The sequence below is a fragment of the Pseudomonas sp. 05L36 genome (assembly GCF_056398125.1).
In genome coordinates, this window is sequence record NZ_JBFTOU010000016.1 from 134,981 (window position 1) to 161,969 (window position 26,989).

A 26,989-nucleotide genomic window follows, 5' to 3' on the forward strand; every position below is an offset into this window, starting at 1 on the left:
GTTTAGTAGAAAGACAGAGCATGGAGAAGGCATATGTAAGACAGCGGATGGAAGGCGCGCTTAGATATTCTGCGGGACGCAGTGAAAAGAAATATGCTTGATAAGCTAGTCGGACATGGCTGGGAAGCGTCCATAGTCCGTGAGGTTGCCGCAGGAGAGTATGTGGTCGTAAAGGCGTCTAGAGGCGGGGCGGAGCGTTCGGCCGCAGTACTCTATTCGTCAGCGACGAGCAACAATGTATACAAGCAACTGGCTGGAGAGGTGTCCGTTATCTTTTTTAACGGACAGCCGTACATGGTTGAGTCATTCGCTTTGGGGTATCCATTCCCGTTAAGCCGATTGACGATTTTCAACCCCTTCTCATCGAATGGAACCGTGAAAGCAGCACTGGAAAGTTTGCTCCTACGACAACGAAAGCAGAAGAGACGAGCATTGAAGAGTTGCAGGCACCGAGGCGAGTGCTGCTTTCAGAAACTCCGATAGAAGCAGTCTGGGCGAGGCTTGCTCAGTTAAAAAGTGCGACTCTTGCTCGAAAGATGGTCGACCGTCGCGCTCAACTTGAAAGCCTAAGTCTTGAGCCGTCGACCATTGTGTCAAAGGGAGAGGGCGTTGCTTTCGCGCTCCGAAATGCCACCGATTATTTCAGTGCCATTGATCGAAGAAATGTCAGTCAACGTGTACTCAATCTGTATTACGGCACAATGTCGTTCGCATTTGCCGAGATGCTTGCTTCACCAGGTGGTCCTCAAACCCTTTCAGAGTTGGAGGCAACAACCAAAAAAGGGCATGGCCTTTATACCCATGATGGCTTAGATGACCGATTTGAGAGTTTGGCCATTGGCGCGCTTGTCTCGGGTTTTTTCCCAAGTTGGGTTAAATCGATGTCTGCAAACTCACTTGTCGCTGCCAAACGGAAACCAGACGGTCTGGATGCACTGAAAGCACTGCCCGTTGAAAGCTGGCTTACGATGGAACAGCTGTTTTCTCGGATACCTGAGGTTGCGGATCTTTTTGAGGACATATTTGAAGGTAAACCTTCTTGGGTTACTCCTGCATACGATCAAGAAAGTAATGGTCGGCACCACCGTGCGACGACGACCTACGCTCTTTTGATAGATGAGTCTGGGCGAATGACTGCGGATGATATTGCTGCTTTTCCTGGGGCAATTCGCGAGATCATCCAAGTTTCGTCTAGGTCATCAGCAAGCCATTTCCGTGTGGCAATTGATCATCCGGAGTCGAGTATTTGGTGGGATGCACTTCAGCTACATCACAGTCCGTTTAAAAGACATGCGCTAATGCTGCCTCTCTTTGGAACGATAAATGAGTATCGAGCGACATGTTTGGTGTTGCTCTATGCGTTGTCCATTCTGGTTCGCTATCGTCCAAGCCTATGGCGGCAGATACAGGAAGGGGAGCTTGATCATTTCAGGTCACTGATCGAGACGTTCCTCTCAGCAGTTGAGCGCATTCTTCCAGAACAGTTTCTGGAGAAAATTACCGGTCAGTCGATCTCTGTACATCAACCCGGCTCGTTTTTTTCCTAGGGGGGGCTGACGATCTTGAGCGTTCCTCCATCCGCTTTCAGTTGATACATTCGGGAAGCCTACCTATCCGATTGAGGCAGCAGGGGTCCAGTGGCGGCGTCTGGTCTTTCTCTTCCCTCCTGAGGTTTTGAGTGTCTAGGATTGCGCCCAGGCACTGGGTGGGCAGGTCAGCTTGCTGCATCGCGGTATCGAGCGTATCCAGAGCCGCGCCCAGGAACGTTGGTTCCTGGGCGTAGCGACGAGCCAGACGCCAGACGCGTTGCTGCCCCGTGCTTCGTCGCTGGCCGATCGGATGCAGGTGCTGGGGTATCTGGCACCCGCGTGATGTCGGCTTACTTCGATCCAGCGCCGATCTGCCAGACGTAGGGCGGTTCGGTGCCGTTGATTTCCCAGTCGCCGATGATGCGTTCCTTGTAGATGAGCGGGTTGTGCGAGGCCGCGGTGCGGGCGTTGCGCCAGTGACGATCGAGGGCCTTGCCGGTGCTGGTGGCCGAGGCGCTGAGGGCGTTGAACAGGTCACTGGTGGCGCGCAGTACCAGGTCGGCGATCACCACTTGGGCCTGGGCCGATTCCAGTTCGGCGGCGATGTTGGCCTCGCGTTCGGCGACTTCGTCATGGGCGAAGCGGCTTTCGTACGCCACCTGCAAGGCGGCCGCCGCGCGCAGGGTGGTGGCGTGTGCGGCGTAGACCTGCGCCGATGCCTTTCCCACCACTTGCTGCACCTGGACGTCCTGGCTGACGTGGCTGGCATTGCCGGTGCTGAAGATGCGCGTGCGCTTGCGCACTTCTTGCGTGATGTCGTGCACCGCGGCACGGCCGGCACCGGTCTGAACCGCCAACAGCACCAGTTGATAGAAGGCCGTCTGGTACTTGAAGCGGGTGGCGAAGTCGAGCAGGTTTTCGGGCTCCACCACGGCGTTTTCGAATACCGAGGTGCCGCTACCGGTGGTGCGCTGGCCAAAGCCATCCCAATCGTCGCTCTGCGTGATGCCCGGTTGTTGCACGCGGACGGCGGCAATCACGTCGGCACCGTTGTCATCGCGCTGGGCATAGAGGTCGATCCAATCGGCGAAGATGCTACCGGTGCTGTAGTACTTGGTGCCGTTGACCACCCAGTGTTCGCCCAGGCGCGAGACGCGAGTGCCGACCTGGCCGATCTTGACGCTGCCGATTTCGGTCCAGGCATTGCCCACCAGATCACCCTCGACAAAGCGCTTGAACCAGGTGTCCTGTGGTGCGTCGACCTGGGCATTGAGGCGGTCTTCGACAAAGGCAAAGTGACCGCGCAACGCCTGTGGCAAATTGGAGTCCGCTTCGGCCAATTCGATCAGCAACTCAAACAGCTGGGGCAGGGAAGCGCCAGCGCCACCGTACTGGATCGGCACACGCACAGCACCAAAGCCGGCTTCCTTCAGCCATTTCACCTGTTCAAAGGGCAGGCTGCGGCTTTGCTCGCGCTCCAGTGCGCCGGCGGCGATGCGTGCAAATATCGGCCGGAAGCGCTCGGCCAGGGCCTGGTAGTCGGTACCGGTGGAGAGGGGGTGTGGCAGGTGTTGTTGCTGGACTGTCATGGTGCAGCTCCTTATGGAAGGCAAGAGAAGCAACAGAGCGGTCGATCTGTTGCGTACTGCTGTCAGTGCACAGGTCGTGCCTGGCGCTGTAGAAGCCGTTTTACAGGGCGTGCGGGGTGTCAACGGCGCTCATTCCTGTCGCCTGCCGGGCAACTTGTTGAAGCGCTGACCGCCCGACAACAGCGGCCCGGGCGGGGCTTCGTGCCAAACGCCAAGAGACAACTGTTGTGAACGCAACAGTTGATCAACAGCCTGTGTGTTGGACGACACTGCGGCGTTTTACGAAAACTTCATAACTAGTTGATTTATATTGATTTATTGAAGTGGCACGGTTGCTGCTCTAGTCCTGGTGCAGGTGCCGCGGTGGCCTCTGCCACCACGAGGACAGGCAATGGGCAACACACTGAAAGTGGTCGCGGTATCCGGGAGCGTGCAGCGGCCTACGCGCACCCTGGTGCTGCTCAAGGCGCTGATCGCCGGTCTTGCGCAACAACTGTCGATCGAGCTGCACCTGATCGAGTTGTCCGAGGTCGGCCCGCAGTTTGCCGGGGTGCTGCGCCGTGAAGACTTGCCCGCTGCGGTCGAGGCCGATCTGCAGGCCATTGAAACGGCCAACCTGCTGATTGCTGCCAGCCCGGTATACCGCGCCTCGTACACTGGACTGTTCAAGCACCTGTTCGATTTCGTCCATCACCAGGCGTTGAACAACGTGCCGGTGTTGCTGGCCGCTACCGGTGGCTCGGACCGCCACGCCCTGATCATCGATCACCAGTTGCGCCCGCTGTTCGGCTTTTTCCAGGCCCTGAACTTGCCCATCGGTGTGTATGCCGCCGAAGCCGATTTCACCGACTACCAGATCACCAGCCCGCAGTTGCTCGAACGCATCGAGCGCGCTGTCGAGTCGGCGGTCCTGAGCCTCAATCCGACTGTTCAACCGGACGCCAGCGCAGCCTGACGTCCCCGGTCAACCCTCACTTCAACGAATCAATGGAGTACATGCAATGAGCCAGGACAACATCAAGTTTGCCTACTGGGTTCCCAACGTCAGTGGCGGCCTTGTGGTCAGCAAGATCGAACAGCGCACTGGCTGGGACATCGATTACAACCGCAAGCTGGCGCAAATCGCCGAAAAGGCCGGCTTCGAATACGCCTTGTCACAGATCCGCTTCACCGCCGGTTATGGCGCCGAAAACCAACACGAATCGGTGACCATCAGCCACGCACTGTTGGCCGCCACCGAGAAGCTCAAGGTGATCGCGGCCATCCTGCCTGGCCCATGGAGTCCGGTGCTGGCGGCCAAGCAGTTGGCCACCATCGACCAGTTCACCAACGGTCGCGTCGCGGTGAATATCGTGTCGGGCTGGTTCAAGGGCGAGTTCCGCGCCATTGGCGAGCCATGGCTGGACCACGATGAGCGCTATCGTCGCTCGGAAGAATTCATCCAGGCGCTGAAGGGCATCTGGACCCAGGACAACTTCAGTTTTCATGGCGATTTCTACCGCTTCCACGACTACACCCTCAAACCCAAGCCACTGCAGCAACCGCACCCGGAAATCTTCCAGGGTGGCAGCTCGCGCGCGGCGCGGGACATGGCTTCGCGGGTCTCCGATTGGTACTTCACCAACGGCAACACTGTCGAAGGCATCAAGGCCCAGGTCGACGACATTCGGGCCAAGGCCGCGATCAATGGCCACTCGGTGAAAGTAGGGGTGAACGCCTTTGTCATCGCCCGTGAAACCGAGGCCGAGGCCCGCGCGGTGTTGCAGGAAATTATCGCCAAGGCCGACCCAGAGGCCGTCAACGGTTTCGGCAGCGAGGCGAAGAACGCCGGTGCCGCAAGCCCGGAAGGCGAAGGCAACTGGGCCAAGTCCACCTTCGAAGACTTGGTGCAGTACAACGATGGTTTCAAGACCAACCTGATCGGTACGCCTGCGCAGATTGCCGAACGCATCGTCGCACTCAAGGCGGTGGGCGTGGACCTGGTGCTCAGTGGCTTCCTGCACTTTCAGGAGGAGGTGGAGTACTTCGGCCGCAAGGTGTTGCCGCTGGTGCGTGAGCTGGAGCGCGAGGCGGTGTCGACCAAAGCTGCGGCACTGGCGTAAGGGACGGGAAAGGTCATGCCGACATTCACCGATAACCCGCAACCCGCCGCGGGTACCTTGCCGCAGTGGCTGCAACAGCAGGCACGTCAGCAAGGGACGGGCGTCGCCCTGCGCCATAAGCGCCTGGGGGTGTGGCAGGTGCTTACCTGGCGCCAACTGGCCGCTGAGGTTCAACGTCTGTCCACGGCCTTGCAGGCGCGTGGTTTTGTGCCTGGTGCGACTTTGGTGATTGTCAGCCGCCCGCGGCCGGAGGCATTGATCGCTGCCCTGGCGGCACAGTGGTTGGGCGGCGTGGCCGCGCTGTTGGATCCGCTGGAAGCTGCGGCCGCGCAGGTGCTGCTGCTGCGTGAGCTGCACAGTGAATGGGTGTTCGCCGAAGGTCATGAGGAGATTCAGCGCCTGCGCGCCGCCGGACTGGCGCCCAGGCTGCTGATTTACGCCGACGGCCGCGGCCTGGCTGAGGTGAGTCAGGCCTGTGACACCCTGGCGTTCGCACAACTGCAGCAGCAAGGCAGCGATCACCGGCTGGAGCCCCAGGCCCGCGCCGAGCGCACAGCCTTTGCTTTCTATCGTTTGGACGCGGGGCAGGGCATCGAGCAGCAGCGCATCAGCCACGCCGAGTTGCTACTGGAAGGCCGGCGCCTGGTGCATAGCGAGCAGCTGGGGCGGCAGGACGAAGCCCTGGCGGCGCGAGCGTTTGCCGCGGGCGGTCAAGCGCGTTATTTGCTGGCGCCTTGGTTGATTGCCGGCTTTCGCCTGAACTTTCCGGAGAACCTGTCGACTCGTGACCAGGACCGTCGTGAGTTGGGCCCGACGCTGGTGGCCGGCACCCGGGAAACCTACCAGCGCCTGCATAACCAGGTCCTGGCCCGCTTGCCGGAGCCAGGCAGCTGGCGCCGACGAATGGTGGATTGGGCGCTGGTGCCGCACCCCGGTGCGCTGCAACGGCACCTGGGGTATTGGCTGATCCGCCGGCCGTTGCGCGATGTCCTCGGCTTTTCTCGTACCCGTGCGCCGTTGCTGGTGGGCGAGGCACTTGCACCGCCAACCCTGGCGTTTTTCCAGGCGTTGGCTATTGAGGTACGCACCTGGCCGGATCCGGCTCAGTGGCACCGCCCCGCGCCGTGGCCAGCTCCGCTGGTCAACGGCTGGATCGAAGACAGCACGCAACCGGCCTGACAAGGACATGATTCATGGCACAGACACAGGCGACAAAGGTTGAACATCTGCTGGTGCTGGAAAACATTGGTTTGTCCTTCAAGGGCGTCAAGGCGGTGACCGACATCAGCTTTGCCGTGGCAGCCGGGGAGATTTGCGCCTTGATCGGCCCCAACGGTGCGGGAAAAAGCTCACTGCTGAATGTGATCAACGGCGTGTACCAGGCCCAGCAGGGACGCATCCGCTTTGCCGGAGAAGAGCACCGGCGCATGCGCCCGCATGATATGGCGGTGCGCGGCATTGCCCGCACCTTTCAGAACATCGCCTTGTTCAAAGGCATGAGTGTGCTCGACAACGTGCTCACCGGACGCACCCTCAAGCGTCGCAGCAACTGGATCGAGCAGGCCCTGCGCATCGGCCGCGCTGCGGGCGAAGACGACCGCCAGCGGGAGGCGGCCGAACGGGTCATCGACTTTCTGCACATCCAACAGTGGCGCGACACCCTTGTCGGCAAGCTGCCCTATGGCTTGCAGAAACGGGTGGAACTGGCCCGTGCCCTGGCCTCCGAACCGCGCTTGCTGTTGCTGGACGAACCGATGGCCGGGATGAACGCCGAAGAGAAGCAGCAGATGAGCCGGTTCATCGTCGACATCAACCGTGAGCTGGGTACCACCGTGGTGTTGATCGAGCACGACATTGGCGTGGTCATGGGCATTAGCGATCACGTTGTGGTGCTCGACTACGGCCTCAAGATCGGCGACGGCCCGCCCGATGAGGTGCGGCAAAATCCCGAGGTGATTGCCGCCTATCTCGGCACGCGCCACTAACCCCCGAGTCGACAGCGCCGCCAGCTATCGGGTGGCAGGGGACTCTTTGCCCGCAAAACAGGAAGGCTCATGGAATTTTTCTTCGAGGTGCTGATCGGCGGGCTGTTGGCCGGGGTGATGTACGCCCTGGTGGCCATTGGTTTTGTTCTGATCTACAAGGCGTCCGGCGTCTTCAACTTCGCCCAGGGCGCGATGGTGCTGTTTTCGGCGCTGACCTTTGTCAGCCTGCTGGAGCGCGGGGTGGCGTTTTGGCTGGCGTTTGTCATCAGCCTGGCGGCGATGGTGCTGCTGGCGGTGGCGGTGGAGCGGGTGGTGTTGCGCCCGCTGGTCAACCGTTCACCGATCACCTTGTTCATGGCGACCCTCGGCTTGTCCTACGTGATCGAAGGGTTCGCCCAAGCGATGTGGGGCGCCCAGGTACATGGCCTGGAACTGGGCATCAGTGACGAGCCCCTGGAACTGGGCGGCATGCTGCTGTCGCCGTTCGACATTTTTGCTGCCGTGACTGCCGCGTTGCTGGTGTTGGCGCTTTCGCTGCTGTTTAACAAAACCCGTATCGGTTTGTCGTTGCGTGCCGTGGCCGATGACCCGCTGGCGGCGTTGGCCGTGGGCATCCGTCTGCAACGGGTCTGGGTGTTGGTGTGGGCGGTGGCCGGGTTTGTCGGTCTGGTGGCCGGCCTGCTCTGGGGCGCTCGGCTGGGGGTGCAGTTTTCGCTGTCGCTGGTGGTGCTCAAGGCCTTGCCGGTGCTGATCATCGGCGGCTTTACCTCGATCAGTGGAGCGATTGTCGGCGGGTTGATCATCGGCGCCTCGGAGAAGCTGGCCGAGGTGTACCTGGGCCCCGTCATCGGTGGCGGTATCGAGAACTGGTTTCCCTATGTGCTGGCGTTGCTGTTCCTGCTGGTGCGGCCGGCCGGGTTATTTGGCGAACGCGCAATCGAGCGGGTTTAAGGAGAGGCGTGATGTTTTATCAGGAAGCCGGTCAGTTCAGTACTCGCTATGCCCAGGACCGCCGGGTATTTTGCCTGCGCCAGGACCGTTATGGCTTGGTTGCCTTGCTGCTGTTGGCCTTTGTCGGTGTGCCGTATCTGGGTAACGACTATTGGTTCAGCGCCATTCTGATTCCGTTTCTGGTTCTGTCACTGGCCGGGCTGGGGCTGAACCTGCTGACCGGCTATGCCGGGCAGTTGTCGCTGGGCTCGGCGGCCTTCATGGCGGTGGGCGCCTTTGCCACTTACAACGTTGAGCTGCGGGTGCCGGGCTCGCCGTTGTTGCTCAGCATGGCCCTGGGCGGGGGAGTGGCAGCGCTGGTGGCGGTGCTGTTCGGTCTGCCCAGCCTGCGGATCAAGGGTTTCTATCTGCTGGTGTCGACCCTCGCCGCGCAGTTTTTTGTGACCTGGGCGCTGACCCGCTTCAGTTGGTTCTCCAATAACAGCGCTTCGGGAGTGATCAGCGCACCGCACCTGGAGATTCTTGGTGTGGATCTGAACTCGCCGGTGGGGCGTTACCTGCTGACCCTGGGCGTGGTGGTGGCGTTGTTCTGGCTGGGCAAGAACCTGGTGCGCAGCGAGCTGGGGCGTAACTGGATGGCGGTGCGTGACATGGACACCGCCGCTGCGGTGATGGGCATTGCGTTGTTCAAGACAAAGCTGCTGGCGTTTGCCATCAGTGGGTTCTTTCTCGGGGTGGCCGGGGCGCTTTGGGCCTTCACCTACCTGGGGACCGTGGAGCCCCACGGTTTTGACCTGAATCGATCTTTCCAGATCCTCTTCATCATCATTATCGGCGGCCTGGGCAGCATCCTCGGCAACTTCCTGGGCGCGGCGTTCATCGTGTTGTTTCCGGTGCTGCTGTCGAACCTGGTGGCCTTGTTGCCGGCCGGGCTGATCGATGCCGGACAGATAGAAAACCTGCAGAAGATGGCATTTGGCGCCCTGATCATTGTGTTCCTGATCAAGGAGCCGGAGGGCCTGGCGCGCCTCTGGCAGAAGTTCCGCGAGCGCGCTCGGTTGTGGCCGCTGCGCTACTAAGCGACTCGGCGTAAGTGCCGGTTGCTCTGAATCCCTTTGGTTGATCCTTCACTTGATTACTTGATAAGGAAAACATTGATGTTGAAACGATCTCTACTAAGTAGCCTCGCCCTGGCCGTCAGCCTGAGCACTGCCACATTGACCGCGCAGGCGGATAACGAACAGTACTTCCCGCTGCAGAGCTATCGGGTCGGTCCTTATGCCGCCGGTGGTACCGGGTTTTTTGGTGGTTTTATCGACTACCTCAAGTACGTCAATGCCAATGGCGGGGTCAACGGCGTCAAGCTGACCTGGAGCGAGTGCGAAACCGAGTATGTGGTCGAGAAGGGCGTGGAGTGCTACGAGCGTCTGAAAAAAGGCCTCAATGGTGCGCCGGCTGCCGCCACTAACCCGCTGTCGGTGGGCATCGCCTATGCCACCCTTGAGCGCTCGACCGCGGACAAACTGCCGCTGATCACCATCAACCACGGCCGCACCGACTCCACTGACGGCAGCGTTTTCCCCTACGCCTTCCCCTTGCAGCTGAACCCGTACTCCGAAGTCTCGGCGATCATCAACTACATCGGCCAGCAGGCCGGGGGGCTGGACCAGCTCAAGGGCAAGAAGATCGTCACCCTGTATCACGGCTCGCCCTACGGCAAGGAAACCAATGAGGTGTTGCAGACCCTGGCCGACAAGTACGGGTTCAAGCTGACCCTGCTGGAAGTGCCCCATCCGGGTAACGAGCAGCAGTCGCAATGGCTCAACATTCGCCGCGAAAAACCCGACTGGGTGATTCTGCGCGGCTGGGGCGTGATGAACCCGGTGGCGTTGAAAACCGCGCAGAAAGTCGGCTTCCCGGCGGATCACATCATCGGCAACATCTGGAGCAATTCCGAGGACGATGCCGCCCCGGCCGGTGCCGCCGCCAAAGGCTTTATTGCGATCACCACGCACCCCTCGGGCACCGATTTCCCGGTCTTGCAAGGCATCCAGCAGCAGGTGGTGGCCAAGGGCAATGGTGACCTGGCCGATCCGAAACGCTTTGGCACCGTGTATTACAACCTGGGGGTGGTGAACGGCATTCTCAACGTTGAAGCCGTGCGCATTGCCCAGGAAAAATTCGGCAAGCAGCCGCTCACCGGCGAGCAGGTGCGCTGGGGCTTCGAGCACCTCAAGCTGGACGATGCCCGCCTCAAGGAGCTAGGTGCACTGGGCCTGGTGCAACCCTTGCAGCTGTCGTGCTCGGACCATGAAGGGGGCGGTGCGGTGCGCTTCCAGCGGTGGGATGGCAGCCAGTGGAAACTGATCAGTGACTGGGTGCAGGCCGACCGTGCCTTGCTCAGGCCGATCATCGAAGCCTCGTCGCACCAGTACGCCAGGGAAAAGGGCATCACACCGCGCGATTGCAGTCAGGACAGCTGAGATGTGAAGCGGGAGGCGTCCCGGTTTTTTGGGGGAGAGCAACATGAACCAAGTACCGATCTTGCAGATCGATGCGATTGAAGTCCTGTACGAACAGGCAATCCTCGCCGTGCGCGGGGTATCCCTGGCGGTGCCGCAAGGACAGATCGTGGTGTTGCTGGGGGCCAACGGTGCTGGCAAAAGCACCACCTTGAAGGCCGCCTCCAATCTGGTGAGGGCCGAGCGGGGCGAGGTGGTGCAGGGGCGGATTATTTATCGAGGCGAGGATGTCACCCGCAGCACGCCCCATAGCCTGGTGGCCAGCGGCCTGGTGCAGGTACTGGAAGGCCGGCATTGCTTTGCCCAACTGACAGTGGAGGAAAACCTGCTGACGGGTGCCTTTGCGCGTCAGGTGTCCCGCGGGCAACTGAAGGCCGATCTGGAGCGTATCTACAGCCAGTTTCCGCGCCTCAAGCTGCGGCGCAAAAGCCTGGCCGGCTACACCTCCGGCGGTGAACAGCAGATGGTTGCGCTCGGGCGGGCGCTGATGGCCCGGCCACAGCTGGTGTTGCTGGACGAACCTTCGATGGGCCTGGCACCTCAGATCGTCGAAGAAATCTTCGAGATCATCCATCAGCTCAATCGGCGCGACGGTGTGAGCTTCCTGATTGCCGAGCAGAACATCAACCTGGCTCTGCGTTACGCCCAGTACGGCTACGTGCTGGAAAGCGGCCGGGTCGTCAGCGAAGGCACGACCGGGCAGTTGGCCGCGCGCAGTGATATTCAGGACTTCTATCTGGGGGGCGGGACAGCAGGTAAAGGAGCTGCTGCTTGACCGCAAGCACCAGTCAGATCGACAGGTTGACCACTTTGACCGTCCGGGCGTCTTGTGCCGGGCGGCGTTTGTTCACCACCAGTTCACCGACCTTGATCAGCATCGCGCGGGTGATGTTGCGACTCAGCCCCAGCAGGCTGGCGGTGTGTACCTGGTTGTAGTGGCTGAAGCGATAGGCCGCGCGCAGCAGCGCTTCCTCGACCCGCTCGTGGAGGGCGCCGCTTTCTTCCTCGAACAGCTTCTGGAAGGCTTGCTGCAACAGGGCGTCGGCACTGTCGTCCTGGACGGTATTGCTGGCGTCCTGGCGTTCGATACGCAGGTTGGACAGGTGCAGGTCCTGAACACGGATCAGATTGTTACGGCAGATCAACAGGGTGTGGTGAATGACGTTTTCCAGCTCGCGAATATTGCCCGGCCATGAGTAATTCACCAGCTTCTGTTCGGCTTCGGTATCCAGCACCACTTCGCCATAACCCAGCCGACGACTGTACTCGGCGATGAAGTGGCGGATCAGCGGCAGGATGTCGCCCGGTCGCTCGCGCAGCGGGCTGAGCTCCAGGCTGACCACGTTCAGCCGGTAATAGAGGTCTTCGCGAAAGTGCCCGGCGTTGATGGCTTTTTCCAGCTGCACGTTGGTCGCAGCCAGCACCCGTACATCGATGGGGATGCTTTTGCGTGAACCCAGGCGAACCACTTCACGCTCCTGCAGCACCCGCAGCAACTTGACCTGGATCGGCATCGGCAAGTCGCCGATCTCGTCGAGGAACAACGTGCCGCCGTTGGCTTCCTCGAACCAGCCGGCCTTGGCGCTCAGGGCGCCGGTGAAGGCGCCTTTTTCGTGGCCGAACAGTTCGGCCTCCACCAGACTTTCGGAAAACGCGCCGCAGTTGACCGCGATAAACGGCTTGTTGCGACGGGCGCTGAGGTTGTGCAGATGACGGGCCACCAGTTCCTTGCCGGTCCCGGTTTCGCCGATGATCAACACGCTGGCGTCACTGGGCGCGACCTGTTGCAGGTGCGCCAGCAGCGCCTGTGATTTCGGGTCTTCGAAGACTTGCGCAGTGGCGCGTATCGAGGTGGCCAGGGCTGGTGAGGGCGGCAGCGTGAGTAGTTGCATGGTCGGGCCTATGAGTAAAAGGACGGAGTGGGCAGCGTCGTGTTGAGCGCCCAGTCACCCAGTTCATGGAGCTTGTAGTCCACGGGGTCGTGCAGGGTCTGGGTACGCAGGTTGCGCCAGTGACGATCAAGGCGCAGCGCGGCATGGGTGGCGCGGGCGCCGGTCACTTCAAACAGGCTGCTGGTCAGGTCCAGGCCGGTGCGGGTGGCGGCGACCTTGGCGGTGGCAATGGCCAAGGCCAGTTGGCCACGCTCCTCGGCGCCGAGCCGGTGCTCCTTGCTCCAGGCTTGGTCGAGCAGGGCGTTGGCGCGTTCAGTGAGCAGGCGCACGCTTTCCAGCCCGACCCAGAATTCGCCATAGTGGCGCAGGACATAGGGGTCCTGATTGGCCTGGCTGACGTTGGCCTTGAACCAGGGGCGCGTTTCCTTGAGGGTGTAATTGCGGGCCTCTTCGAACGCGCCCTCGGCAATGCCGAGGAAGATATTGACGAAGGTCAGTTGGGCGATCAGCGGGCGCAGGCAGGCAAAGGGCGTGCTCAGCGGGCCGGGATCCAGCAGCAGTTCATTCTCTTCCACGCGCACCCGTTCGAAGGTGGCGCTGCCGCTGTCGGTCTGCCGTTGGCCGATGTTGTCCCAGTCGCCGTGCAAGGTGATGCCGGTGCGATGGCTGGGAATGGCGGCGATCAACAGCTTGCCGCTGGTGGATTCATCCAGCGCCGAGGCAATCAGCATTTCCGAATCGGCGGAGCCGGAGCAGAAACTCTTGCGCCCGGAAAATTCGCGATAGCCGGCAAATTTTTTCGACAGGGTGCGGGTGTCCAGCGGGTTAAGAGCATTACCCCAGAACCAGTTGTTGCGCGCGGTCTGTTCGAACCAGGGCTGCCACTGTTCGGGCCGGGAAAACAGCCGTACCGTGGCCAGCATCAAGTGCTGGAAGCCGAACACATGGGCGATCGAGCTGTCGACCCTGGCGAACTCGCGCACCACTTCCAGGGTGTCGCTCCAGCTGGCGCCAAGGCCACCGTATTGCTGGTCAATTTTCATCGCCAGCAGACCGCAGCGGCGCAACTCGTCGCGCTCGGCTTTCGGCGTGCCGCCCAGATGGTCGCGTTCGGCGGCGGTTCGGGAAAACTCGGCGGCGAGCGTCCGGGCGATCTGCAGCGGGGTTTCAAGTCTGGATGTATGGATAGCAGTCACAGGCTGTTCCTCAGGCTGTTTTCCGCAAGTCGGCGGCATTGGCGGTGAACAGCGGTGCGGCTCGTTCGACTGCCAGGCGGATGCGTGTTTTCAGCGCTTCGCTGCTGATCTGGTAATTCGTGAAATCGGCCTCCGAGGCATACACGCCAAGGGGTAGGGTCACCGACTGGAAGAAGCTGAACAGCGGGCGCAACTGATGATCGATTACCAGCGCATGCCGGTCGCTGCCACCGGTGGCGGCCAGCAACACCGGGGTGTCGATCAATGCGTCCTGGCCAATCAGGTCGAACAGGTGCTTGAACTGGCCCGGGTAGGCGCCACGGTAGACGGGGGCGGCCACCACCAGCAGGTCCGCCGACTCAATCGCACTCAACTCGTACTCAACGGTTTCCGGCAGCTCCTGACGGGACATGGCGCTGCCCAGCGGGCGGACAATGTCGCCCAGTTCGATGATGCGGCTTTCGATTGGCAGGTATTGGCTCAGCTCGGCAACGATGGCCTGGACCAGCACCAGGGTGCGCGACGGACGATAGGTTCCACCGGAAACGGCGACGACTTTAAGTGGGGTGCTCATGGGGTCTGTTCCTGTTCGAGTTGCGGGATGTGCAGGCATCAGAGCAAGAGTTGTTCCAAGGTTAAAATAATTATTAAAAACAATAAGATGGATTAACTTGTTATCTCGGCTGCTGTTGCCCGGGCAGCTAACTGTTAAGCGACTGTTGCCTGAGCAACAATGACGCTGCTGTTTACCGGGAAACACTGCGGCATCCATGAATTGAATGTAAATGATCTAAAAATAATAAAATAAATACTTTTTGGTTATTAGCTTAAGGCTTTGTCTGGCCGCCAGTGCCGGGTGAGTCGCCTTTGGCTGGCCTTGGCAGGCCGATATCAGCGGGGAGCGCCCCTAGCAGCGGCCAAGTGTTGCTCAGCCAATAGCGGCTCAGCATCACTGTTGGGCGGGCAACAGTGCGGTCGACCCAAGCGTACGGCATTCACCTTCCACCGTCGCCGCTCAGATAGTTGGGTACGGTGCCTGCAGGCCCGCGACGCAGGGCTTCAGAGCTTCTGGTATGCCTCTTGCTCAGGCACCTGACTCTCCAGCAACAGTGCTGATCAGAGCGCCACATAGTGCTCGTTTTCTACATCTGCCGGCCGATGTGTCGTGCGCCTGGTGATCCAGCCCTGTATTACTTCCTGAGGCCTGTACCATGAGTTTGGATATTTTCTGGTTTCTCCCCACCTCCGGTGACACCCGCTACCTGGGTAAGTCCGAGTCCGGCCGCCCGGCCACCAACCAGTACATGCGGCAGATCGCCGTGGCTGCGGAAAGCCTCGGCTACGATGGCCTGTTGATTCCCACCGGCAGCAGCTGCCTTGACCCCTGGGTCACCGCCGCCAGCCTGGTGCCGGTGACTAGCCGGATCAAATTGCTGGTGGCCTTGCGCACGTCAGTCAGCAGCCCGACCGTGACGGCCCGCCAAGCCGCCAGCCTGGACGAAGCCCTGGGTGGGCGTCTGCTGCTCAACGTGGTGCCCGGTGGTGATGCGTCCGAACTGGCCGCCGAGGGCGTGTACCTCAAGCACGATGAGCGCTACGAGGCCGCCGATGAGTTTCTCACTGTCTGGCGCCGAGTGTTGCAGGGGGAAACGGTCGACTTCGAGGGCAAGCACATCAAGGTGAAGCGGGCGCAGAACTTCTTCCCATCGGTGCAGAAGCCCTATCCGCCGCTGTACTTTGGCGGGTCCTCGCCGGCCGCCCACGAACTGGCCGCCAAACACGTGGACACCTACCTGACCTGGGGCGAGCCACCAGCGGCGGTGGGCGAGAAGATCGCCGATGTACGTGCCTGCGCCGCCAAGCATGGCCGCACGGTACGTTTTGGCGTGCGTTTGCATGTGATCGTGCGTGAAACCAACGAGCAGGCCTGGGCTGCTGCCAACGAACTGATCCAGTACCTGGACGACGAGATCATCGCCCAGGCCCAGGCCAACTACGCAACCATGGACTCCGAAGGCCAGCGTCGCATGGCGGCGCTGCACGGGGGCCGTCGCGACCAGCTGGAAGTCAGCCCCAATCTGTGGGCCGGTGTCGGCCTGGTGCGCGGCGGTGCCGGCACTGCCTTGGTCGGTGACCCGCAGACCGTCGCCGCCCGGCTGCAGGAATACGTCGACCTGGGTGTCGATAGCTTCGTGCTCTCGGGTTATCCGCACCTGGAAGAGGCCTACCGCTTCGCCGAACTGGTGTTCCCGTTGCTGCCCGGCAAGCAGGCAGTGACCGTCAATGAAGTACTCACGGGCGGAGCCTTTGATGTACGGGCCAAGGCCAAACAAGAGGAAACCGCAGTATGAAAGTGATCGACATGCGCTGCCGGCCGGCCTACCTGCACGACTTCTTTGGCGCCAATCCCGGCTCGGCGGGATACGCTACCGCGCGCTGGCTCAACCGCCGCGTTGGCACTCGCGGCAGCGACGAGCATTTCGCCGCTCACTGACGCCAGAAGGCTTTATTGCCGAAGTGCGTGAAGCCGGTTTGAGCCAGGCGGTGGTGGTGGGGCGACACACCCCCGGCCAGCACCTGCCGAATGATCTTATCCACGCAATCACCCATCCCCATCAGGAGTTGCTGGGCATCGCCGGCATTGACCCGACGCTGCAAGGCGTCGATGGCTCCATTGCCGAAATCGACCGGGCGATCGATCAACTCGGCCTGGTCGGCATCGGCCTGGTCGGCATCGGCCTGGTCGCCCTCGACCAATAAGGCCCGCCAAGGTTGGCGCTTTCTGGCCCAGCTGAACATCTGGGTGAGGTCGGCGAAGAAACTGATGGCTTGCCGGTGAGCGCCGCGGTTGACCACGGTGCGGATCAGCGCCCGAACATCGTGTTCCGACACACTGCTCACCGCCGTTTTGCCGAGGGCCGGGTATAGGTCCTTGTTAAAACGGCGCTGCAACTCGGCATTGCTGTCTTTGCGCGTCACGCCATCCAGCAACCAGGCCTTGGCCAGATCCTGGACCGTCAGTGTTTGCACCTTCGTCGTTTTTACTTGTTCGGCCTCTACGTTAGCCGCGGCGTATGCCTGTGCCTTGGCGGTTTTCTTGTGTTCGTTGGGATTGATCTGCTCATCAATGAGCGCCCTGGCCTGGTTACGCGCCTTACGGATGTCCGTCGGGGATTTGCGCGGCCAGGTTCCGCAGGCGTACTCTTTGTTCTGCTCGCCCCAGCGATACCGATAGAAAAAGCTGACCGACACACCGTCCTTACGCACGGAGATTCGACCGGCGAGATTGCCATCCTCCCGGAGGATTCGGCCGGCATCATTGGAGGTCAGCGACTCGAGTTCTTTGATGGTAATTTTGGCCATGAAATGGACTCCCCCTACTTTTCCCCCCCACAAAAACGTCGGCTCTTGATGGACGTTACTGGACTCTCGTGGAGCAGAACACCGCTGGAGCTCAAGCAAATACTGGCTTGGAAAAATCCAGAGTAAAATTTTTGGATCTTTCAAGAAATATGAAAAAGGAGATGGGGTGCTAGGGGTCGAGTGTTCGAATCACTCCGTCCCGACCATATAATTCAAGGGGTTGCGAGATTTTATCTCGCGACCCCTTTTATTTTTTTGGTTTTTACCCCTGCAAAACGACTGGCTCTGGGTGGAATCTTCAGCAGATATCAAGGCCGGAATGTGTCCTGGGGGAGGGCTATGGTCCCTGCTTTATGAGTGAATTGACGACTGTTTTTGGGATAATCCCTGTCGCATGTTAACGGTGCTATTGGCCGGTTTCTGCCTTACGTTACCGGCCGAAATTAATTCGGTTCCCGCCGTGGATCGACGCGTGGTAAGCGTCGGCGATCGAGGAACTAAACGGTTCTGACTGCCAAAGCTTTTTGCCGACGATACAGAATCGTCGTCGCCGTGAACCCGCACACCGCCGCGAACATCAGCCAGTAGGCAGGTGATGCCTTGTCGCCCGTGGCCTGGACAAGCAGCGTCGAGATTGCCGGGGTAAAACCGCCAAACACCGCGGTGGCCAAACTGAAGGCCAGTGAAAACCCGACCACCCGCACGTTCTGTGGCATGACTTCGGTCAGTGCCGCGACCATGGCGCCGTTGTAAATGCCAAAGAAGAATGAGAAGTACAGCAGAACAGCGAGCAGTCGTTCGAAACTCGCCGCCTCTGCCAGCCAGTGCATGGCGGGATAGGCGGTGAAGATGCACAGCAACGATATCGCCAGCAAGAGTGGCCGACGGCCAATGCGGTCGGAGAGGGCGCCGCCGATAGGCAGCCAGATAAAGTTGCTGATGCCGACCAGCAGTGTGACCACCAGGCTGTCGGTGGTGCTCAGGTTCAGAACTGTCCTGCCAAACGTCGGTGTGTAGACCGTAATCAGGTAGAACGTGGTGGTGGTCATGGACGCCAGCAAGCCGCCCGCCAGTACGGTGCGCCAGTTGTCACGCATCGAGCGAAAAACTTCGCGAGTTGTTGGACGATGGCTGCGAGCAGTGAAGGCAGCGGTTTCTTCCAGTGAGCGGCGAATAATGAAAATGAACGGGATGATCACGCAGCCAATGAAGAACGGAATACGCCAGCCCCAATCGGCGATTTCAGCGGCTTGCATCGTGGCATTGATCGTGTAGCCCAACGCCGCCGCGACGACGATCGCCACCTGTTGGCTGGCCGATTGCCAACTGGTGTAGAAACCGGTGTGACCAGGGGTGGAAATTTCCGCCAGGTACACGGAAACACCGCCCATTTCCGCGCCGGCGGAGAAGCCCTGTAGCAGCCTGCCCAACAACACCAGAATCGGTGCCGCCACGCCGATGGCGGCATAGCCCGGCACCAGGGCGATCAATACGGTACCGGCGGCCATGATCGACAGCGTTACGATCAGTCCCTTGCGACGGCCCACCTTGTCGATGTACGCCCCCAGCACAATGGCGCCTAACGGACGCATCAGGAATCCGGAGCCGAATACCGCGAAGGTCATCATCAGCGAGGCAAACTCGCTGGTGGCTGGAAAGAAAGTCTGGGAGATGTAGGTCGCGTAGAACCCGAACAGAAAGAAGTCGAACTGCTCGAGAAAGTTACCGCTGGTGACCCGCAAAATGGCGCCTAATTTGGACCCCTTTGCTCGGGTTGTTGCCGTTGTCGTTTTCATCATGGCTACCGTTATGCTCACTATTGTTTTTGGAATGAGTGCTTTAACCGTCAGTCGCTGCCGGCGTTGATCGGGTTGGGTTGACGCTTCTCGATGGCGTGTTTGAGCAGCGCTGCGCTGCGGAATATTCCATGGGCGAATTTGCTGTAGGGCATGGTCAAGAAAAACGCCATGACCAGACCGAGATGGATAGCCAGCGTCAAGCCCAGAGCGCTGGTTTCACGCAAAGCCAGTAGCGCCAGGCCGCTTGCGCTGACCAGAAACAGCAGCGCGATGAAGCCGCGATCCATGGGTTTTTGGTTCTCATCGCCGTGCGCAGGGTTGCGACGCAGGTTCAGCCAAAGAAGACCCGCCGGGCCGATCAGCAGGCCGATGCCACCGGCAATACCCAACATCACCGGCAAGCTGAAGATCGGATAAGGTGCCGACCACTTCAGCAGATAGTGAAAGAGCGTGGCGACGCCGGTGGCGGCGAAGCACAGCATGAAACCGTAGAAGGTGAGGTGGTGGAATCGGCGTCGCCACAAGGTGAATTGATCGTTGGCGTTGTTGCAGCCTTCGCCATGGCCGCCGTCCAGGTATTTGAGCTTCGCGACGTTGGCCGTAGCCTCCAATGCAGCGGACGTTTTCAATGGCAGTGGCGCTGCGACCGGTGAAACGTTGCGCCAGAAGCGCCGTACCCCCAGGGTCAGGGCAAGTACCGCAAAGCCGAACACTGAGCCGAACATCAGCGCCAGGGTGTTATGCGGGAAAATCTTGTAGAAGTCGCCCCCGGGAATGGCCGTGAACAGGTTGCCCATGAGCATCAGGGTCAGGCATAAAAACAAGGTCAGCCCCCCACCGGAAGCCAGCGCCAGGGTCAGGCCGTTGCGCTGATACAACTTGCCCATCACTTGCGGCCAGGCGTATTCGGCGTAAGTATCCAGGCGCACTTTGGCCATGGCTTTGGGTATGTTGACGTCGAATTCGTGTGGGGCGGCGTACTGACAGGCGTGCAGGCACGCGCCGCAGTTATGGCACAAGTTCGCCAGGTAATGGATGTCGGCCTGAGTGAATTCCAGGCGCCGGGTCATCGCCGGAAATACCGCGCAAAAGCCTTCGCAATAACGGCAGGCATTGCAGATGGTCATCTGCCGCTGGACTTCACTTTCGTCAAGATTCAACACCGGGATCAACCCGCCCGACGCTTGGGGATCAAACAGTTGCATGTCGAGACTCCGTGTTTGCAGATGAAACGCCAAAGCCCACCGAAGCGGCCGCCTGCACACCGGCGATGCGGCCAAACGCGGTACCGATGGCCATGCCGATGCCGGCGGTGTAGCCCTTGCCCAGAACATTGCCGGCCATCATTTCTCCCGCGACGAACAGGTTGGGGCTCGCGTTGCCGTTGAAATGCACGGCAGCAGTTTCGTCGGTGGCGAGGCCGAGGTAGGTGAACGTGACACCCGGTTTAAGCGGGTAGGCGTAGAAAGGTGGTTTCACCAATGGCCGCGCCCAATGAGTTTTGGCGGGCATCAGTCCTTGGGTGTGGCAGTCGTCCAACGCCGTGTGATCGAACGTGCCAACGCGGCAGGCGCGGTTGTAGTCCTCGACAGTCTTGACGAATTTTTCTTGAGGAAGCTTCAACTGGCGGGCAAGGTCTTGCAGAGTATTGGCGGTGGTGCCGGGAAAGACCGGCGGCATGAAGCGGCCGATGGCTTGTTGATCGATGATCGAATACGCCTGCTGACCGGGTTGTCCGGCCACCAGACGTCCCCAGATCGCATAACGTTTTGGCCAGAAATCCTCACCTTCGTCGTAGAAGCGTTCGCCATCACGATTGACCACCACTCCCAGCGATACGCAGTCGATTCGGGTGCAGATGCCGCCGTCGTAGAGCGGCGCGCGGGCATCAATCGCGACCATGTGTGCTTGCGTCGGATCGCCGATCACATCTGCGCCAAGGTCGAGCATGCGCCGTAGCAAAATGCCGGTGTTGAATCGGGTGCCCCGGATCAGGAAATTGTCCGATGGCCATTCACCGCGCTCGTTCTGACCCCAGGCTTCGCGCAGCCATTCACGGTTGGATTCGAAGCCGCCGGCCGCCAACACGCAGGCCCGGGCTTCAATGCGTTCTGCGGCGAAACGCTGGCCATCGACCTCATGTTCGCCCACATGGGCGGCGACGAATTTCCCCTCATCCAACTCGATGTCGGTCACTTGCGTGTTGTAGCGAACTTTTACACCCAGGCGCTCGGCGCTGCGGAAATACGCATTGACCAGCGCTTTGCCGCCGCCCATAAAAAATGCATTGGTCCGCGCCACGTGCAGCGCGCCGGACAGCGGTGGCTGAAAATGCACGCCGTGTGAACGCATCCAATCGCGGCAAGAAGACGATGCCCGAATTGCAATGCGTGCAAGCTTTTCATCCGTGAGGCCACCGGTGACCTTCAACAGGTCTTGCCAGTATTCTTCTTCCGGATAGGCATCGATCAGCACGTCCTGCGGTTCGTCGTGCATGCACCGCAGATTACGGGTGTGTTGGGAGTTGCCACCGCGCCAGATTTTCGGAGAGGCTTCCAGCAGCATCACGCTGGCGCCCGCTTCTCGCGCCATCAGAGCGGCGCACAAGGCTGCGTTGCCACCCCCTATGATTAAGACATCGATCATTATCGCTCCTCGATTGGCAAGGAAGCGGGAACGAAGTGCTCCTTGCGAGTGGGGAGAACGATAGGGTGGGGAAGGAGTGGCCGAAAGGCTGCTTTTGACGCGGGGTGTTTAGTTTTTCTAAAGGCTTTGTCGTCAGGAGAGACTTATGTGTCCGGGGTTGAAGGAGGATTACGCGTCTACCCCTTCTATCCACGTAGCTCCAGGCCACTGTTTGTCGACGACCAACTGTCGCGCCACGTCGACGATGACCAACCGCGTTGCCAGCGCCGCCGGAGAGAGTTCGTCGTCAGCCAGCGTCGCCAGAAGATTGCGTCGGCCCACATGGGGATCGGCAATCCTGATCAGTGAAAGTCCGGACCCGTCTTTCAATGCAGCGGCCGCCCCCGGTTGTATCGTCGCCGCATGACCGGCCCGAACGGCGTTCATCAAAACAGCGAGACCGTCGACTTCCATAATGACATTGGGTGTTAGCCCGACCCGCTCGAACGCGCTCATCAATGCCGAGCGCAATCCATGTTGCGCGCTGGGCATCACCAGCGGCAGGCCGCCAAGGTCGGCTAACTGCACGCTGTCACCAGAGGGCGCTTGTGGCAGACTGGGCGAGGCAATGACAAACAGCTTTTCATCCAGCAGCGGAGTCACGCTCCAGCGTTTACCCCCTTCGAGCTGGAACAGGATGGCCAAGTCGATTTGCCGTGCGTTGAGCTGCGCCGCCAAGTGGCCGGAAAGCATTTCCACCAAATGCAGTTGTATGTCCGGATAACGCGCACGCATTGCGTTGATCAACGGCAACGCGAGCACCGTCGCGGTAGTCGGTGGTAAGCCGACGCTGACATAACCGCTCATTCGCCCGCGATGGGCGGCCATGATTGCGTTTTCCGCCTGGCGTAGCGTCAATTGGGCATGGTGTAAAAACGCAAATCCGGCGCTAGTGGGCGTCACGCCGGTAGAGGTTCGATTCAGGAGGCGGGTGCACAGTTCGCTTTCCAGCTTGGAGATTTGCTGACTGAGGGCTGACACACCAACGTCCAGTTCAAGTGCCGCACGCCCCAGGCTGCCAAGCTCGATGATTTTTACGAAATAGCGCAGTTGTCTCAATTCCAATGTGGCTGCTCCCCGCGAATTTGTTATTCAAATACCTGAACGATTGCCACGCAAGTTACGAAGCCCGAAGAGGCAGCATTGTCGCAGGTTTGGGTTGACCGTTGAGCGCGTGCGCTTTGTCGAGGACTGGTAGCGGTTGACCCGAAGCTGTCATCGAGACTGTGGCCACTGATCCTGGATTTCATACCAGGGCACCTTGGACGTCACTTCGACATGTTGCTGCTTGTCGGTAGTAAAGGTCGTGTCTAGCGAACCCAGCGCTATAGATATCCAGTCTGCGTATTCACCCCGGCTTTGCGACCAGAACAGCGACGACCCGCACTGGCCGCAGAACTGACGAAGCGCTGATTCGCAAGAGCGGTAAGTCGTGATGCACTCCGCGCCCTGGATGATATGCAGGTCAGTTCGCAGCACGCTGCCATAGCTGGCAAACGCTGCCCCATGACTTTTACGGCATTGGTTGCAATGGCAATGTGAAAGCGCTTTGGGGCGTGATTTGATTTCGTAACTGACGGCGCCGCAGAGGCAGCTGCCTTGGAAAGTGCCGGTCATTTTTTGAGGTGGCCAGGTAACTAAACGGGTCAATTTAAACGTTGGCACGAGGAGTGTCGAATGACTGCTCCTGGCCGATTCTGTTGAAAAAGTCGGCCATGGTTTGCGCATCGGAAAAGTACGCGTCCGAGATTGAAATCTTCACTTTTGGCAGAGGCTTCCGGACTCGGATTTCACGTAGCAGCCTGCAAAAAAGGCGTCTTCACCAGTCAATGATCAGGCAGTTTGGTCAGACCGACTTTTTCAACAGAATCGGCCAGAAGCGGTCAGTAGCTCAAAACACTTAAAAACCACTGGTTGCTAAAGTAATCAGGATCCGAAAATAGCTCACTCGGTCGAAGGTACGGATGCTTTGCTGCCCAAGCGGATTAGTTCATTGGAGAAACACAGGCCGACGATGATCAGTGCCGTTCCCGCGTACAGGCTTTCGCGCGGTACTTCATTGAGCGCCACAAACGCCAGCAGGGCGGCGAACAGCGGCTCGGTCAGTTCCAGCGCCTGCACTTGGGATGGCTTGAGATACTCGATGGCCTTGGTGGTGCAGAAGAAGCCGAGGATGGTCGGCAGCGCGGCCAGCGCCAGCAGTGCGGCGATCGCCAGCGGCGACAGCTCGCCGATCACGAAATCATCGGCCGCGGCCGGCATCAGCAGGTACAGGCTGCCAAAGAACAGCAATTGCCGGGTGAAGTGCAGTCCCCCCGACACGCCCATCCGCTTCATGGCAACCGAAAACGCCCCATAGCCGCAGCCAGCCATGGAGGCTAGCGCAGCACCTTGCAGGGTAAAGCCCTGCTGCAGGTCGGCGCCGAAGATCACCGCGATCCCGGCGATAGCCAGTGCGGCGCCCACGGTCGCGTTCGCGGTGATGGCATCCTTGAGAAAAATGCGCCCCAGAATGATCGAGGAAATCGAGGCACTGGCCATCAGCACCACCACCACACCTGCTGCAGCGTAATGTCGATAGGCGGACGTTTCGAAGTGGAACAGCACAAAGATGCCAAGGAACGCGCAGATAGCCGCCTGAGTCCATTTAATCGGGGCTAACGACTTTGTCGCCCCCAAGGGAGAAGTCAGAGGGCTTAGCCCTTGGTTATGCAATATGAGTTGACGAACGTTGCAGTGTGCTGCAAAGACTGACGTATATCCGGTTTGGCTATTCCATACCTGTTGGCAAATTGCTCGACCGCCGCTGTATCAAAACGAGTGGTCTGGATAAAGTCCAAGGCTTCGGGTTTTGTATTCAAAATCCGCGCGACGGGAGGAATACTCAGTAGCAACTTCAGCAATCGGAGTGAAATGTAATGCTTGGGAGACTTTAAGCCCAAAGGTTGTGCCACCTGTACCAGGAGTTCTCGCAAATTGGGAGTTTGGTCATCAAGCGCCAGCAGTTCCTGACCCACCATGGCAGGATCAAAAGCACAAACCGCCACCAGTTCAACCAGGTAATCCACGGTGACCAGTGGCAGCCAGTGCTTGGCGGTACCAGGCACTGCAGTCAGCTTTCCCTGCACAAGGTTGCGTATCAGCTCCACTAGCGGCTGACCGTCAACGATATGCCCCGTGCGGCTGTGGCCACAGACCGTCGCGGGGTGGACAACGGTAATCTCCCCACCCTTGGCGGACATGACCTCCAGGGTCGCAAAATGCGCCTCCAGCTTGCTCGCCTCGTAACCACCGACATGCCGGTAGACGGCAGGCCAATTCGTCAGCTCCGGATTACGAGGATCAATCCCGATGCGTTGCAGATGTTCATGATTTTTCAGCATGTAGCCGCCGATCATCACTAACCGGCTTTTTTGCTCAGCCGCCAACAGCGCCACGCGCTTTGCCCCTTCTACGTTCACCGCACGAGATTGCTCCACTGAAAGTCCCCAGGCGAAGTGGGCGCCCAGGTGGAATACGACGCTGGCGTGCCTTAGCACTTCTCGATCAGCAAGACTCAGCCCCAGGTTGTCCCGTTCCAGATCGCCAGCTACGGCAAATACCCGGGTTGCGCACCCGCCCAAATTGTCGATTTGCTCCCGCAGTTCAGCTAGTCGCTCCGGGCGACGCATCAACACCCGAATGGTGTGACCTTTTGCACTCAGGTACGCCACCAAATGTTGACCGATGAAACCGGTACCCCCCGTGACAAAGCACTCCACGCTCATTTCCCTGTTCCTTGTTTAAGGTGAGGAACCAAGCGTAAACTATCGACCCAACTCTATGGTCAAGCGGTGTTTTCATGAAAATCGGCGAACTCGAGGCCCGCAGCGGTGCCAGCCGCCATACGCTACGTTACTACGAGCAAATCGGCCTGATCTCACCGCAGCGGCGAACTAACAACTATCGCGATTACACAGCGCAAACTCTGCAGGATCTGGACTTTATCCAGCGCGCGCAAAGCATGGGGTTTTCCCTGGGGGAAATAGGCGAGATTCTGGATGCGCAGCGGAACAAGCTGATCGATTGTGCTGACGGCGCCAAGCTAATTGAAAAGAAGATGGCAGAAGTCAAACAGAAAATCGCCAACCTCCAAAGTATTTATCGGTATCTGGATGAAGAGCGTGCAAACCTCGAAGCCAGTGCTGCCAAACAACTTGAGCTTCAGCAGTTGAACAACTCTTCCAACTGAACGGTCAGCATCTAGAGAGCGGAAGCTGCAGCCTGCTTCAAGTTTCAAGCCCCCTTATGCATTTTCTAAAGCCTTCTGGCCAGGCCCTGGACAGCAAACGTCCGCCCAACAGACCTTGCGTGGTTAAACGGGCGCCCATCTATGCGGCAGCAACTCGGTAATCTGTATCCGTCCGGCGGTGTCCTCTAGCCCGCCCTGAAAAGCTATGGTATCCGCCCTTTGGGCGAGTCGGCGAAACAGAGTGACTCGTGTAGTGGTCTGTCTGACTGGAACAATCGGCGCCAAGGTATTGATGCCTCGTCTGCACGTCAGAGATGACCGAGATTGGCCTATCTCTGACGGTCGTATAGATGGCGAGTCATGGCAGCAGCAACTGTTGAGATTAGAAGCCGCCACAGACACCGTGGGCCTTCTGCCGAGAACGTATTTCCAGGGAAATGAACGTTTACCCGATTTGTGTCTATAAGGAAGAAGTCATTCCGGCGTCATCAGCACTGCTAACGTCATGTTGATGAATTCCTCGTTCTTGCTGATCGTTGCCAGCGCGCTGCGCACATTGCCTCCAATCTCACCCGAGCCGCGCTGCTCGACCCACATCGTCAGCTCCATGATGGCGGCTTCGAGAGCCAACTGTTTTTGATTGATCTTGAAGAGTAGGGAAGGGAGTAGGTCTGCGTTCGACATCGTGATTCCTCCGTGAAAGAAGTCAGCGTAGCAGGAGGGCTAACTGAGGGTGGGAGATAGAGTCACGGTGCGCACTCGGCTTTATCAGTTACCTTGAATGCTCAGCATTCACTGGGGAGCATGGAGCGTTTCACTCGGCCCTAACCCTATAGCGTCGGCACTCGTAATCTGCTGCAAGTGAGGGTCTATAAAAACCTAACACCGGCGAAGTGGTAGAAACCAAAGGCGGCAATCACAAAACGCTGAAAGAGTGGAAAGCAGAACAGGGCTCCGCGACTGTTGAGTCCTGGCTGAGCAAGTGATTTTGGATTGTGTCTAGTCCTGAAATAGGTTTACACCTGTTTCAGCCTCAAAACGCCCGATGCACCGCATCGGGCGTTTTGTATTTCAGCGACAGATGAGGCCGCTCGTTGTTATAGATCTGCACCGACTCGTTCACCATCCGGACGGCCTCTGCAAAA

The 26,989-nt window shown here is 59.4% G+C and carries 24 protein-coding genes and 3 pseudogenes; 13 read left to right on the forward strand and 14 right to left on the reverse strand.

Features of this window, described 5'->3' with window-relative positions:
• Positions 1 to 458: 458 nt before the first annotated feature.
• Positions 459 to 1,547: a YaaC family protein gene (locus AC1DKH_RS18295; protein ID WP_477798846.1), complete on the forward strand. Its 1,089-nt coding sequence runs from the start codon at positions 459 to 461 to the stop codon at positions 1,545 to 1,547.
• A 332-nt stretch (positions 1,548 to 1,879) separates the two neighbouring features.
• Here the strand turns inward: AC1DKH_RS18295 and AC1DKH_RS18300 are convergent, their stop codons facing one another.
• Positions 1,880 to 3,118, reverse strand: a complete 1,239-nt coding sequence (locus AC1DKH_RS18300; protein WP_477798847.1) for an acyl-CoA dehydrogenase family protein — start codon at positions 3,116 to 3,118, stop codon at positions 1,880 to 1,882.
• A gap of 391 nt (positions 3,119 to 3,509) precedes the next feature.
• Between AC1DKH_RS18300 and msuE (AC1DKH_RS18305) the strand changes: the two genes are divergently transcribed.
• From msuE (AC1DKH_RS18305) to AC1DKH_RS18340, 8 genes are all read left to right on the forward strand, one after another.
• Positions 3,510 to 4,073 (forward strand): FMN reductase, encoded by a 564-nt coding sequence (gene msuE, locus AC1DKH_RS18305; protein WP_477798848.1) that lies wholly within the window; start codon positions 3,510 to 3,512, stop codon positions 4,071 to 4,073.
• A gap of 46 nt (positions 4,074 to 4,119) precedes the next feature.
• Complete coding sequence (gene sfnG, locus AC1DKH_RS18310; RefSeq protein WP_477798849.1) at positions 4,120 to 5,220, forward strand: dimethylsulfone monooxygenase SfnG; 1,101 nt, start codon at positions 4,120 to 4,122, stop codon at positions 5,218 to 5,220.
• Between the two features lie 15 nt (positions 5,221 to 5,235).
• Positions 5,236 to 6,399 carry an AMP-binding protein gene (locus AC1DKH_RS18315; protein WP_477798850.1) on the forward strand — a complete coding sequence of 388 codons (1,164 nt, stop codon included), beginning with the start codon at positions 5,236 to 5,238 and terminating at the stop codon, positions 6,397 to 6,399.
• Between the two features lie 14 nt (positions 6,400 to 6,413).
• Positions 6,414 to 7,205, forward strand: a complete 792-nt coding sequence (locus tag AC1DKH_RS18320) for an ABC transporter ATP-binding protein (RefSeq protein ID WP_477798851.1) — start codon at positions 6,414 to 6,416, stop codon at positions 7,203 to 7,205.
• 69 nt (positions 7,206 to 7,274) lie between these two features.
• A complete protein-coding gene (locus AC1DKH_RS18325; RefSeq protein ID WP_477798852.1) occupies positions 7,275 to 8,156 on the forward strand; it encodes a branched-chain amino acid ABC transporter permease in 882 nt (293 codons plus the stop codon).
• An 11-nt stretch (positions 8,157 to 8,167) separates the two neighbouring features.
• Positions 8,168 to 9,235 carry a branched-chain amino acid ABC transporter permease gene (locus AC1DKH_RS18330; RefSeq protein WP_477798853.1) on the forward strand — a complete coding sequence of 356 codons (1,068 nt, stop codon included), beginning with the start codon at positions 8,168 to 8,170 and terminating at the stop codon, positions 9,233 to 9,235.
• 78 nt (positions 9,236 to 9,313) lie between these two features.
• Positions 9,314 to 10,639, forward strand: coding sequence for an ABC transporter substrate-binding protein (locus AC1DKH_RS18335; protein WP_477798854.1), 1,326 nt, complete (start codon positions 9,314 to 9,316; stop codon positions 10,637 to 10,639).
• Positions 10,640 to 10,682: 43 nt separating this feature from the next.
• Positions 10,683 to 11,453: an ABC transporter ATP-binding protein gene (locus tag AC1DKH_RS18340; protein WP_477798855.1), complete on the forward strand. Its 771-nt coding sequence runs from the start codon at positions 10,683 to 10,685 to the stop codon at positions 11,451 to 11,453.
• A 13-nt stretch (positions 11,454 to 11,466) separates the two neighbouring features.
• On the opposite strand, the gene AC1DKH_RS18345 is transcribed toward AC1DKH_RS18340, so the two are convergent.
• The 3 genes from AC1DKH_RS18345 to msuE (AC1DKH_RS18355) are packed head-to-tail and all read right to left on the reverse strand — an operon-like array spanning position 11,467 to position 14,340.
• Entirely contained in the window at positions 11,467 to 12,570 is a 1,104-nt protein-coding gene (locus AC1DKH_RS18345; protein ID WP_008073833.1) for a sigma-54 interaction domain-containing protein, read from the reverse strand.
• Positions 12,571 to 12,578: 8 nt separating this feature from the next.
• The gene (locus AC1DKH_RS18350) at positions 12,579 to 13,766 is read right to left on the reverse strand and encodes an acyl-CoA dehydrogenase family protein (protein WP_223540893.1); all 1,188 of its coding nucleotides are present in this window, start codon (positions 13,764 to 13,766) and stop codon (positions 12,579 to 12,581) included.
• Between the two features lie 10 nt (positions 13,767 to 13,776).
• Positions 13,777 to 14,340, reverse strand: coding sequence for an FMN reductase (msuE, locus tag AC1DKH_RS18355; protein WP_008073835.1), 564 nt, complete (start codon positions 14,338 to 14,340; stop codon positions 13,777 to 13,779).
• Positions 14,341 to 14,977: 637 nt separating this feature from the next.
• On the opposite strand from msuE (AC1DKH_RS18355), the gene ssuD reads away from it, so the two are divergent.
• On the forward strand, positions 14,978 to 16,117 hold the full coding sequence (ssuD, locus tag AC1DKH_RS18360) for an FMNH2-dependent alkanesulfonate monooxygenase (RefSeq protein WP_477798856.1): 1,140 nt from the start codon (positions 14,978 to 14,980) through the stop codon (positions 16,115 to 16,117).
• Positions 16,114 to 16,493, forward strand: a pseudogene (locus AC1DKH_RS18365) (amidohydrolase family protein); the annotation flags it as partial. The gene ssuD and the pseudogene AC1DKH_RS18365, both read left to right, overlap by 4 nt.
• 6 nt (positions 16,494 to 16,499) lie before the next feature.
• Here the strand turns inward: AC1DKH_RS18365 and AC1DKH_RS18370 are convergent.
• The 8 genes and pseudogenes from AC1DKH_RS18370 to AC1DKH_RS18405 form a co-directional block, all read right to left on the reverse strand.
• Positions 16,500 to 17,129 (reverse strand): annotated as a pseudogene (locus tag AC1DKH_RS18370) (integrase arm-type DNA-binding domain-containing protein); the annotation flags it as partial.
• A gap of 497 nt (positions 17,130 to 17,626) precedes the next feature.
• Positions 17,627 to 18,928: a tricarballylate/proton symporter TcuC gene (tcuC, locus tag AC1DKH_RS18375; RefSeq protein ID WP_477756421.1), complete on the reverse strand. Its 1,302-nt coding sequence runs from the start codon at positions 18,926 to 18,928 to the stop codon at positions 17,627 to 17,629.
• A gap of 47 nt (positions 18,929 to 18,975) precedes the next feature.
• The gene (gene tcuB / locus AC1DKH_RS18380) at positions 18,976 to 20,133 is read right to left on the reverse strand and encodes a tricarballylate utilization 4Fe-4S protein TcuB (protein WP_477798857.1); all 1,158 of its coding nucleotides are present in this window, start codon (positions 20,131 to 20,133) and stop codon (positions 18,976 to 18,978) included.
• Positions 20,120 to 21,574: an FAD-dependent tricarballylate dehydrogenase TcuA gene (tcuA, locus tag AC1DKH_RS18385; protein WP_477798858.1), complete on the reverse strand. Its 1,455-nt coding sequence runs from the start codon at positions 21,572 to 21,574 to the stop codon at positions 20,120 to 20,122. The genes tcuB and tcuA overlap by 14 nt, the downstream gene beginning before the upstream one ends.
• A 168-nt stretch (positions 21,575 to 21,742) precedes the next feature.
• Complete coding sequence (locus AC1DKH_RS18390) at positions 21,743 to 22,678, reverse strand: LysR family transcriptional regulator (protein WP_121102046.1); 936 nt, start codon at positions 22,676 to 22,678, stop codon at positions 21,743 to 21,745.
• 150 nt (positions 22,679 to 22,828) lie between these two features.
• On the reverse strand, positions 22,829 to 23,230 hold the full coding sequence (locus AC1DKH_RS18395; RefSeq protein ID WP_477798859.1) for a GFA family protein: 402 nt from the start codon (positions 23,228 to 23,230) through the stop codon (positions 22,829 to 22,831).
• Between the two features lie 327 nt (positions 23,231 to 23,557).
• Positions 23,558 to 24,304, reverse strand: coding sequence for an EamA family transporter (locus tag AC1DKH_RS18400; protein ID WP_477798862.1), 747 nt, complete (start codon positions 24,302 to 24,304; stop codon positions 23,558 to 23,560).
• Positions 24,305 to 24,309: 5 nt separating this feature from the next.
• Positions 24,310 to 25,380, reverse strand: coding sequence for an SDR family oxidoreductase (locus AC1DKH_RS18405; RefSeq protein ID WP_477764384.1), 1,071 nt, complete (start codon positions 25,378 to 25,380; stop codon positions 24,310 to 24,312).
• Positions 25,381 to 25,454: 74 nt separating this feature from the next.
• On the opposite strand from AC1DKH_RS18405, the gene AC1DKH_RS18410 reads away from it, so the two are divergent.
• Positions 25,455 to 25,844, forward strand: coding sequence for a MerR family transcriptional regulator (locus AC1DKH_RS18410; RefSeq protein WP_110625627.1), 390 nt, complete (start codon positions 25,455 to 25,457; stop codon positions 25,842 to 25,844).
• 474 nt (positions 25,845 to 26,318) lie between these two features.
• Here AC1DKH_RS18410 and AC1DKH_RS18415 read toward each other — a convergent pair whose 3' ends face one another.
• Positions 26,319 to 26,528, reverse strand: a complete 210-nt coding sequence (locus AC1DKH_RS18415; RefSeq protein WP_477798860.1) for a hypothetical protein — start codon at positions 26,526 to 26,528, stop codon at positions 26,319 to 26,321.
• A gap of 194 nt (positions 26,529 to 26,722) precedes the next feature.
• Between AC1DKH_RS18415 and AC1DKH_RS18420 the strand changes: the two are divergent.
• A pseudogene (locus AC1DKH_RS18420) lies at positions 26,723 to 26,830 on the forward strand (transcriptional regulator); the annotation flags it as partial.
• A 47-nt stretch (positions 26,831 to 26,877) separates the two neighbouring features.
• On the opposite strand, the gene AC1DKH_RS18425 reads toward AC1DKH_RS18420, so the two are convergent.
• Positions 26,878 to 26,989: integrase core domain-containing protein (locus AC1DKH_RS18425; RefSeq protein ID WP_477798863.1), on the reverse strand; the 112-nt coding region annotated here is incomplete at its 5' end.